9 protein-coding genes and 1 pseudogene are annotated in these 9308 nt (G+C 72.4%); 6 read left to right on the top strand and 4 right to left on the bottom strand.

Features of this window, described 5'->3' with window-relative positions:
* Both C8054_RS32920 and C8054_RS27865 read right to left on the bottom strand, forming a co-directional pair.
* A pseudogene (locus C8054_RS32920) lies at positions 1 to 285 on the bottom strand (penicillin-binding protein); the annotation flags it as partial.
* Between the two features lie 194 nt (positions 286 to 479).
* Positions 480 to 926, bottom strand: coding sequence for a DUF5318 domain-containing protein (locus C8054_RS27865; protein WP_107162012.1), 447 nt, complete (start codon positions 924 to 926; stop codon positions 480 to 482).
* A 177-nt stretch (positions 927 to 1103) separates the two neighbouring features.
* Between C8054_RS27865 and C8054_RS27860 the strand changes: the two genes are divergently transcribed.
* Together C8054_RS27860 and C8054_RS27855 are read left to right on the top strand one after the other, a co-directional pair.
* Complete coding sequence (locus C8054_RS27860) at positions 1104 to 1742, top strand: PadR family transcriptional regulator (protein WP_107162022.1); 639 nt, start codon at positions 1104 to 1106, stop codon at positions 1740 to 1742.
* Positions 1743 to 1765: 23 nt separating this feature from the next.
* Entirely contained in the window at positions 1766 to 2845 is a 1080-nt protein-coding gene (locus C8054_RS27855; protein ID WP_107162010.1) for an inositol-3-phosphate synthase, read from the top strand.
* A gap of 63 nt (positions 2846 to 2908) precedes the next feature.
* On the opposite strand, the gene C8054_RS27850 is transcribed toward C8054_RS27855, so the two are convergent.
* A complete protein-coding gene (locus C8054_RS27850) occupies positions 2909 to 3388 on the bottom strand; it encodes a methylated-DNA--[protein]-cysteine S-methyltransferase (RefSeq protein WP_107162008.1) in 480 nt (159 codons plus the stop codon).
* Between the two features lie 68 nt (positions 3389 to 3456).
* On the opposite strand from C8054_RS27850, the gene C8054_RS27845 reads away from it, so the two are divergent.
* The 4 genes from C8054_RS27845 to C8054_RS27830 are packed head-to-tail and all read left to right on the top strand — an operon-like array spanning position 3457 to position 7148.
* Positions 3457 to 3966, top strand: coding sequence for a SigE family RNA polymerase sigma factor (locus C8054_RS27845; RefSeq protein ID WP_107162006.1), 510 nt, complete (start codon positions 3457 to 3459; stop codon positions 3964 to 3966).
* Entirely contained in the window at positions 3963 to 5054 is a 1092-nt protein-coding gene (locus C8054_RS27840; RefSeq protein ID WP_107162004.1) for a PD40 domain-containing protein, read from the top strand. Before C8054_RS27845 ends, C8054_RS27840 begins: the two co-directional genes overlap by 4 nt.
* A 41-nt stretch (positions 5055 to 5095) precedes the next feature.
* Positions 5096 to 5617, top strand: a complete 522-nt coding sequence (locus tag C8054_RS27835; RefSeq protein WP_233220216.1) for an NfeD family protein — start codon at positions 5096 to 5098, stop codon at positions 5615 to 5617.
* A 25-nt stretch (positions 5618 to 5642) separates the two neighbouring features.
* Positions 5643 to 7148: a flotillin family protein gene (locus C8054_RS27830; protein WP_107162002.1), complete on the top strand. Its 1506-nt coding sequence runs from the start codon at positions 5643 to 5645 to the stop codon at positions 7146 to 7148.
* Between the two features lie 58 nt (positions 7149 to 7206).
* Here the strand turns inward: C8054_RS27830 and C8054_RS27825 are convergent, their stop codons facing one another.
* On the bottom strand, positions 7207 to 9246 hold the full coding sequence (locus tag C8054_RS27825; RefSeq protein WP_107162000.1) for a S8 family serine peptidase: 2040 nt from the start codon (positions 9244 to 9246) through the stop codon (positions 7207 to 7209).
* Positions 9247 to 9308: the final 62 nt, after the last annotated feature.

Here is a 9308-nt window from a genome sequence, read left to right as displayed (position 1 = left end):
GCGCCCGGCGACACCGGGTGCCGGCGAGACCGGCACCGAGGCGCGTCCCGCGCCGGCGCGGCCCACCGAGGCCGAGCCCGCGGCCCCACGGGGCGCCGGGGCGACGCCGCCGACCGGGGCCCGGCCGCCGACACCGCCCGGGGTGACCGAGGCACGCGCCGAGGCGCCACCCTCGGGGGCGCCGGACCAACCGTTCCCGCGCGAGCTCCGCTCGGAGCCGGGGTCGCCGTTCGGGCCCGGGATCTGGGCCCGCCCACGCGAAGAACTGGAATCGCCGTAGTTCATTCCTCACACCCTGCCGGTCGCGGTGGGGCGCGGGGGCGCCGCCACCGGGTTGCCGTGAGCTGAAACACGGAAGATTACCGGCCCGCCGCGCCGGCCCGTGTCCGTCAAATCCGACCTAATCGGACCAATTACGCTTACCGGCTGTCGCGCGTGCCGCCCGGGTAACGGGCCGGCAGTGGTCGGGACAGCCGAGTTCACCGTTGCGCCTCTCGCCTTCGCCGGGCGGTGGAGCCGTCGGCCGCGGCCGACGCGGTCGCATCCGTCGCCTCGCCCGCGAGACCGTCCCGGCCGAGCAGGAACTGCTCGACGAGGTGGTTCCAGTCACAGCCGGGGCAGACCTCCACCACGAACACCTGGAACTCACGCAGCGTCATGGCCAGCACGGGCAACTCGGCCCGGGTACGCGCCTGACCCGCCGACTGCTTGAGTTCGTCACCGTAAATGTAGTGGACGTGGGTGAGGTTCTCGCTGCGGCAGATGGGGCAGCGGTGATCGGTCGGCTCGCCGTGGAAACGGGCGGCGTTCTTCAGGTACGGCGAGGCGTCGCAGACGTCGTACGTGCCGATCCGCCCGGCGAGGAGTTCACGCAGCACCGCTCGCTTCTGGAGCGAGTAGTCGACGACCTGGCGCTGCGTACGCATGCGGCAAAGGGTACGCGCTCCGAGGAACCGAGGCGACCATGGTCACGATCAGTGAGGATCGCGTCGCGTAACCAGAGGTTTGCCCTGGCCACCGGTCTCGGCTAACGTTCGATGTATCGGCCCGATACATCGCGGCGGTTAAGCCCTCCGCGCAGGGGGAAAGAAGGGATGGCGCCCGTGCTCGAGTTCGCCATCCTGGGCCTCCTGCAGGAGGCTCCGATGCACGGTTACGAGCTGCGCAAGGAGTTGACCGCCAAGCTCGGCGCCATCCGGGCGGCGATCAGCTACGGCTCGCTCTACCCGACCCTGCGACGGCTGCAGGCGGCGGGGTGGATCACCGAAGCCGCCGAGACACCCGCGACCGCCGAGGAGGTTCCCGCGCTGACCAGCCGACGTGGTCGGGTGGTCTACACCATTACCGCGGAGGGCAAGGAACGCTTCGCCCAGCTCATAGCGCAGGCTGGACCCGAGACGTACGACGACACGGGCTTCGGCGTGCACTTCGCGTTCTTCGCCCGGACCGACCAGGCCACCCGGCTCCGGATCCTGGAAGGTCGCCGTCGCAAGATCGAGGAGCGCCGCGAAGGTCTTCGTGACGTGCTCGGCCGGGCAGCCGAGCGCCTCGACGCGTACACCCTGGAACTGCAGCGCCACGGGCTCGACGCCTGCGAGCGCGAGGTCCGCTGGCTGGAGGAGCTCATCGCCAACGAGCGCTCCGGCCGGGCCCCGACCGCCCCGGATTCCCGGACGGTCGGCGGCCGAGGAGACAACGACAGCCCGCCCACGCCTGGAACGTCCAGGACAGAGCGGCCGTGATGAAGAAGAAGGAGGCAGACGCTATGGGCTCCGTCCGCGTCGCCATCGTCGGTGTGGGTAACTGCGCCTCGTCCCTCGTGCAGGGCGTGGAGTACTACCGGAACGCCGACCCGAACGACCGCGTCCCGGGTCTCATGCACGTCACCTTCGGCGACTACCACGTCTCGGACGTGGAGTTTGTCGCGGCGTTCGACGTGGACGCCAAGAAGGTGGGCATGGACCTCGCGGAGGCGATCGTCGCCAGCGAGAACAACACGATCAAGCTCTGCGACGTGCCGCCGACCGGCGTCAGCGTGCAGCGCGGCCCGACCTTCGACGGCCTGGGCCAGTACTACCGCGAGATCGTCGAGGAGTCGGACGCCACGCCGGTCGACGTGGCCCAGGCGCTGCGCGACGCGCAGGTCGACGTGGTCGTCTCCTACCTGCCGGTGGGCTCCGAGCAGGCCGACAAGTTCTACGCCCAGGCCGCGATCGACGCCGGTTGCGCGTTCGTCAACGCCCTCCCGGTCTTCATCGCCTCCGACCCGGAGTGGGCCAAGAAGTTCGAGGACGCGGGCCTGCCGATCGTCGGTGACGACATCAAGAGCCAGGTCGGCGCCACCATCGTGCACCGCGCGCTGGCGAAGCTCTTCGAGGACCGCGGGGTCGAGCTGCTGCGCACGTACCAGCTCAACTTCGGCGGCAACATGGACTTCATGAACATGCTGGAGCGCAACCGCCTGGTCTCGAAGAAGATCTCGAAGACCCAGTCGGTGACCTCCCAGATCCCGCACGAGATGCAGAAGAGCGACGTGCACATCGGCCCGTCCGACCACGTGCCGTGGCTGGACGACCGCAAGTGGGCGTACATCCGCCTGGAGGGCCGCTCCTTCGGCGACACCCCGCTCAACGCGGAGCTGAAGCTCGAGGTGTGGGACTCGCCGAACTCGGCCGGTGTCATCATCGACGCCGTCCGCGCCGCGAAGATCGCGCTGGACCGGAAGATCGGTGGCCCGATCCTCTCCGCCTCCTCGTACTTCATGAAGTCCCCGCCGCAGCAGTACGCGGACCACGACGCGCACGCCGCCGTCGAGTCCTTCATCAAGGGCGAGATCGAGCGCTGACGCGCTGAACCACACCGAGGGAAGGCCGGGTCCGCGCGGACCCGGCCTTCCCTCTTCCGTACGTCAGGACCAGGCGCGGCGCAGGGCGACGCCCGCCTCCAGCTCCAGCAGCGTCACCTTGCGCGGCAGCCCGCCGCCGAAGCCGACCAGCTTGCCGCCCGCGCCGACGATCCGGTGACAGGGCACGATCACCGGCACCGGGTTGCGGTTGCACGCCACCCCCACCGCCCGGGCCGCGCCCGGGTCACCGAGCGCGCGGGCCACCTCGCCGTAGGTGGTCGTCTCGCCGTAGGGGATGCGGGTCATCTCCCGCCAGACCGCGCGCTCGAACTCCGAGCCGCGCGGCGCCGCCACCGGCACGCCGAACTCGGTCAGCTCGCCGGCGAAGTAGGCCCGCAACTCGGCCACCGCCCGCCGGGCCAGGTCGTCGCCGGGTTCGTCGGACGCCGACGCCACCCGGCCGAAGTGCGCGCCGCGTACGGCGTCGGCGTCGGTGCCGACGGAGAACTCCCCGATCGGCGAGTCGAGCACGGTCCAGCGCATGCCACCCATTGTCGCGCGGTGGGCAAAGTTTCCCCCGCCCCGGGGCGTCTGAGACACGGAGGTGGACGGTGGCGGAGGTCGACGGGGAGTTCACCGCGTTCGTCAACGAACGGGGGCCGGTCCTGCTGCGGGTCGCGTACGCGCTGGCCGGCAACCAGCACGCGGCCGAGGACCTGCTCCAGAACGCGCTGGCCAAGGCGTACGCCCGGTGGCCCCGGATCCGCGGCGACGCGGAGCCGTACGTGAAACGGATCCTCTACCACGACCAGGTCTCCGGCTGGCGGCGGCGGGCGCGGCGCGCGGAGGTGCCGGTGGCGGACGTGCCGGAGCGGCCGGCGGTCGGGGACGACAGTGACCTGCGGATGCTGCTGCGGGACGCGCTCCGGGCGCTGCCACCCCGGCAGCGCGCGGTGCTGACGCTGCGCTACCTGGAGGACCTGAGCGTCGAGCAGACGGCCGCGCTGCTCGGCTGCCGGCCGGGCACGGTGGCCAGCCAGAGCGCCAAGGCACTGGCTCGGCTGCGGCAACTGGTGCCGGCCCTCGACGAGCTGACCACCCGGGCGGAGGTGACCCGATGAGCACGTCGCTGGAGGAGACGCTCCGGACGGCCGTACGCGATCTGGCCGACGGCGTCGCGCCCGCGCCGGACCTGGCGCTGCGGGCGCTCGGGCGGGGCCGTCGGCTGCGTCGCCGCCGACGGGTCGCCGCGACCGCCGCCGCGCTGGTCGCGGTGGTGGCGGTGACGCTGCCGTTCGTGCTGTTGCGTCCCCGTTCCGCCCCGCCGCCCACGACCCCACCGGTCACCGTCTCCCCCTCGCCGGCGCTCCGGGCCGAACCCGGCGCGAACTGGGCGGACCGGCCGCTGGTGCTGCCCGGTGAGTGGGTGGTCACCCGGGCCCAGGTGGTGGGCGGCTCCGGCAGCGGGTTCCTGCTCGACCGCGGGCGCGGGCGCTACTTCGCCACCGACAAGTACGACGGCATCTTCCCGGCGCCGACCGGCTCCCTCGTCGCGGTCCGCGACGAGGGCCGTCCCCGGGACGTGGGCCTGTTCGATCTGGCCACCGGCAAGACCCGTTGGTACGAGGTGGGCCGCGCGCTCTCCACGCCGAGCTGGTCGCCGGACGGCCGGCGCCTGCTGTTCACCACCCATCAGCTCGACCACTTCGGTTTCATCGTGCTGGACCTGGACGGGAAGAAGAAGACCCATCCGGTGGGACTGCTCGGCTGGCCCTGCGCCGACCGGTGCGAATTCACCTGGATGCCGGACGGCCGGTCGGTCGCGCTGACGTTGAGCAGGAAGAAGTCGGAGGCGTGGCCCCGGGACCTCGCCAAGGGGGTGCAGCTCCTGTCGGTCGACGACGGCCGGCCCACCCGACTGGTCGAGCTGCCGGGCGGGCCGGTCGGCCCGGACGCCTGGTCGCCGGACGGCACGTTGGTGGTCGTCCAGGGGCATCAGGAGCCGCTGCTGGTGGAGACCGCGACCGGCCGGGTGGTGAACCCGCTACCCAGCGCCGACGTCGCCTGGGTCACCGACGACCGGTTGCTCTACCGCCGGCCGTTCGGCGCCGGGGACTTCGTGCTCGCCGACCGCACCGGCCGGGAACTGGTCCGTCAGCCGCTGCCGAAGCAACTTGTCGACCTGGCGGTGACGATCGCACCGTACTGAGCGTCCGCTCAGTGCGCAGAACGTTGCACCAGGTCGATACCGTGCAGGTCGTGGCCACGGGGACGCTCGTTTTCCTGATCATCGGCGGAGTGGGCGTCGGCGTGCTGACGCTGGCCCTGCTCGGGTCGGGAGTGCTGCACCTCGGCCACCCGGACATCGACGGGCCGGTGTCGCTGGAGGCGGTCGCCGGGTTCGTCGGCGCGTTCGGGTTCGGCGGCGCGATCGTCAACGAGATGCTCGGGGCGCGTACCCCCGGCATGATCGCGGCGGCGGTGGCCGGCGGCGCGCTCGCCGCCGTGCCCACCGGCTGGCTGGCGGCCCGGTTGAGCCGCGCGGCCCGCGACATGCGCACCGATCCGACCCCCACCCGCGACCACCTGGCCGGCGCGATCGGTCTGGTGGTGACCCCGATCCCCCGCGACGGCTACGGCGAGGTCCGGGTCCGCCTCGCCGGCCAGCCGGTCAAACTCAACGCCCGGTCCGACCGGCCGATCCCGGTCGGCGCCCGGATCTTCGTGGTCGAAGCGCTCAGCGAGACCAGCGTGCACGTCGAGACCTACTGATCCCTCCGCACAGACGGGAACCCCCATGCCCCTGCTCGTCGCCATCGGCGGCGCGGTCCTCCTCGCCGTCCTGCTCGTCTTCTTCGTGCTCTCCCGGATCAAGGTGGCCGGGCCCAACGAGGCGTTCATCGTCACCGGCCGCAAGGGCCGCACCACCCAGACCGCCGACGGCATCCGGTCCACCGACATGTCCGGGCAGAAGGTCGTGCTCGGCGCCTCGGTGTTCGTGCTGCCGGTGGTGCAGAAGCTCCAGTCGCTCGACCTGTCCAGCCGGCGCATCGACGTCGGCATCCGGGGCGCGGTGAGCAAGCAGGGCATCCGCGCCGACCTGCACGGCGTCGCGATCGTCAAGGTCGGCGGCACCGAGGACGCCATCCGGGCCGCCGCCCAGCGCTTCCTGCACCAGCAGGACGAGATCGACAACTTCACCCGCGAGGTGCTGGCCGGCGCGCTGCGCTCGATCGTCGGTCGGCTCACCGTCGAGGAGGTCATCCGGGACCGGGCCGCGTTCGCCAGCGCGGTGGCCGAGGAGGCCGAGCACTCGATGACCAACCAGGGCCTGGTGCTGGACACGTTCCAGCTCCAGGACATCCTGGCCGAGGGGTCCTACCTGGCCGACCTGGGCCGGCCCGAGGCCGCCCGGGTGCTCAAGGACGCCGCCATCGCCGAGGCCCGCGCCCGGCAGGCCGCCGAGCAGGAGCGGCTGCTCGCCGAGGAGGCGATCGCCGAGGCGAACCGGAACCTGTCGCTCAAGCAGGCCGGCATCCAGGCCGAGATCGACGCGGCGAAGGCGAAGTCGGCCGCGGCCGGGCCGCTCGCCCAGGCCGAGCGGGACCAGGCGATCCTCTCCGAGCAGCAGAAGGTGGCCGAGCGCAACGCCGAGCTGAAGCAGCGCCAGCTCGACACCGAGGTCCGCAAGCCGGCCGACGCGCAGCGGTACAAGGTGGAGCAGGAGGCCGAGGCGGCCCGCAACGCGGCGGTGCTGCGCGCCGACGCCGAGCGGCAGGCCACCATCGCCGCCGCCCAGGCCATCGCCGAGCAGTCCCGGCTCACCGGTGAGGGTGAGCGGGCCCGCCGCGCCGCGCTGGCCGAGGCGAACGCGATCGAGGGCGCCAAGGAAGGTGAGGCGGAGCAGCGCCGGCGGTCCGCGATCGCCGAGGCGGTCGAGCGGGAGGGTCAGGCCGAGGCCGCGGCCATCCTGGCCAAGGGGCAGGCGGAGGCCGACGCGATGGCCCGCAAGGCCGAGGCGTTCGCCGCGTACGGCGAGGCAGCGGTGCTGGACCTGCTGGTCAAGGTGCTGCCCGAGGTGGTCGGTGCGGCGAGCGCCCCGATCGGCGCGATCGACAAGATGACCGTCATCTCCACCGACGGTGCCTCGTCGCTGACCAAGTCGGTGGCCGGCAACGTCGCCCAGGGCCTGCAGCTCGGCAGCGACCTGACCGGCATCGACCTGGCCGGCCTGCTCGCCCGGCTGGGCAGCGCGCACACCAACGGCAAGAACGCGGTGGACGGCAGCACGGTCACCCCGTGAACGACGACGCCCGCCGGTTCCCCTCGGGGAGCCGGCGGGCGCCGTGCGGTGGTACGGGTCAGAGCACGGCGAGGACGAACTTCTCGCCGGCGCTCAGGCCGAGGGTGTCGCTGTTCCAGTCGATGACGCGACTCGCGACGAGCTGGCTGGTGCCGGCGCTGCCGGCGGTGACCGCCTTGCCGTTGGCGTTGGCGTAGAGGCTCACCGAGCCGTCACCGTAGTAGTCGAGGAAGACGAACGCCTCCCACGCGCCGATCGAGGTGCTGCGCGCGATCAGCGGCTTCGCCCCGGCGCTCTCCGCCGCCACGAACTTGCCGTTGGCCAGCGCCTTCAGGCCGAAGAAGCCGTCGCCGTCGCTGACCACCTCGTACTTCTCCCAGGCGCCGACCGTCGTCGAGCGGGGGATCAGCGGCTTCGCGCCGCCGCTCTCCGCCGTGACGTACCGGCCGCCGGCCACCGCCTTGATGCCGACGATCGGGGCCGGCGCGTCGAAGTCGAACTTCTCCGCCGCGCCGATCGAGGTCTTGCTGGCGATCAGCGGGGAGGTGGCGCTCGGCGCGGTGACGTACCGGCCGTTGACCGTGGCCTTCAGGCTGACCGTGCCGTCGGTGTTGTCGACGATCTGGAACTTCTCCCAGGCGCCGATGGTGGTGCCACGCGCGATCAACGGCTTCGCGCCGGCGCTCTCCGCGGTGACGAACTTGTTGGTGACCCGGGCGCGCAGTCCGTACAGGCCACCGCCGGCGTCGACCACGTCGAACTTCTCCCAGGCGCCGATGGTGGTGCCACGCGCGATCAACGGCTTCGTCCCGGCGCTCTCCGCCACGACGTAGCGACCGTTGGACCGGGCCTTGAGCCCGTACGAGCCCCGCGCGGTGGGCACCGCGCCGAGGTGCAGGAGCCGGTCCAGCGAGCCCATGCTGTCGTGCACCGCGCCGCCGATGCCGGTGGTGACGACGGAGTCGCGCACCTGCTGCGGCGTCCAGGTCGGGTGTGCCTCCAGCAGCAGCGCGGCGGCGCCCGCCACGTGCGGGGACGCCATCGAGGTGCCGCTCATCGCCACCGACCCGTCGGTGGTGCCCTGCTCCGCCGAGACGATGCCGGCGCCCGGCGCGAACGTGTCCAGGCAGGACCCGTAGTTGGAGAAGCGGGCCCGGAAGTCGAGCCGGTCGGTGGCCCCGACCGTGATCGCGGTCGGCACGTTCGCCGGCGAGACCGTGCAGGCGTCCGCCGACTCGTTGCCGGCCGCGACCGCGTACGTGACGCCGGAGGCGATCGAGCGGGCGATCGCCTCGTTGAGCACCCGGTCGGTGCCGTCCGCGCCGAGGCTCATGTTGGCCACCGCCGGCTTGACCGCGTTGGCGGTGACCCATTCGATGCCGGCGAGCACCTTGTCGGTGCGACCGGCGCCGTCGCAGTCGAGCACCCGCACGGCGACGAGATCGACGTCCTTGGCCACGCCGTACTTCGTGCCGCCGAGCGTGCCGGCCACGTGCGTGCCGTGGCCGTTGCAGTCCTGCGCGACGTCGTCGCCGTCGACGGCGTCGTAGCCGTAGCTCGCCCGCCCGCCGAAGTCGTCGTGGTCGATGTCGATGCCGGTGTCGATGACGTAGGCGGTGACTCCGGCGCCGGTCGCCGGGTAGGTGTACCGGCCGTCGGTCTTCGGCTTGAGCTGGTCGATCCGGTCCAGCCCCCACGGCGGCGTGGTCTGGCTGCCGGAGGTCTTCCAACGCTGGACCTGCTGGACGTACGCGACGTCCGGGTCGGCGGCGAGCCGCTCCGCCTGCCGGCGGTCCATGGCGGCGGAGTAGCCGTGCAGGGCCCGGCTGTACACCTGCCGGACGGATCCGCCGTGCTCGCCGGCGAGGGCCGACGCGGTGGACCGCACCTTGGCCGGGCTGGCCTTGCCGTCCTTCAGGACGACGATGTAACTGCCGGGCACGGCGCTGGCCGTGCCGGCGCCCCGGACCTCGCCGCGCGGCGGGGTGACCGGGTCGGCGAGGGCGGCGCCCCCGGTGGCGACGCAGATGATCGAGGTGGCGGAGGTGAGGGCGAGCCCCACCAGCGCGGAGCGGCGCAGCGCGCCGGGACGTGACACCGAATTGTCTCCCCGTGTCCAGCGACCGTCCGGACCGGACGGGCGGATGAGATCAGGACAGC

It is taken from the genome of Micromonospora sp. RP3T, assembly GCF_003027925.1.
In the GTDB taxonomy this organism is placed as follows: domain Bacteria; phylum Actinomycetota; class Actinomycetes; order Mycobacteriales; family Micromonosporaceae; genus Micromonospora.
The sequence above is the reverse complement of the archived record's forward strand: the minus strand, read 5'-3'. Positions and strand labels throughout refer to the sequence as shown.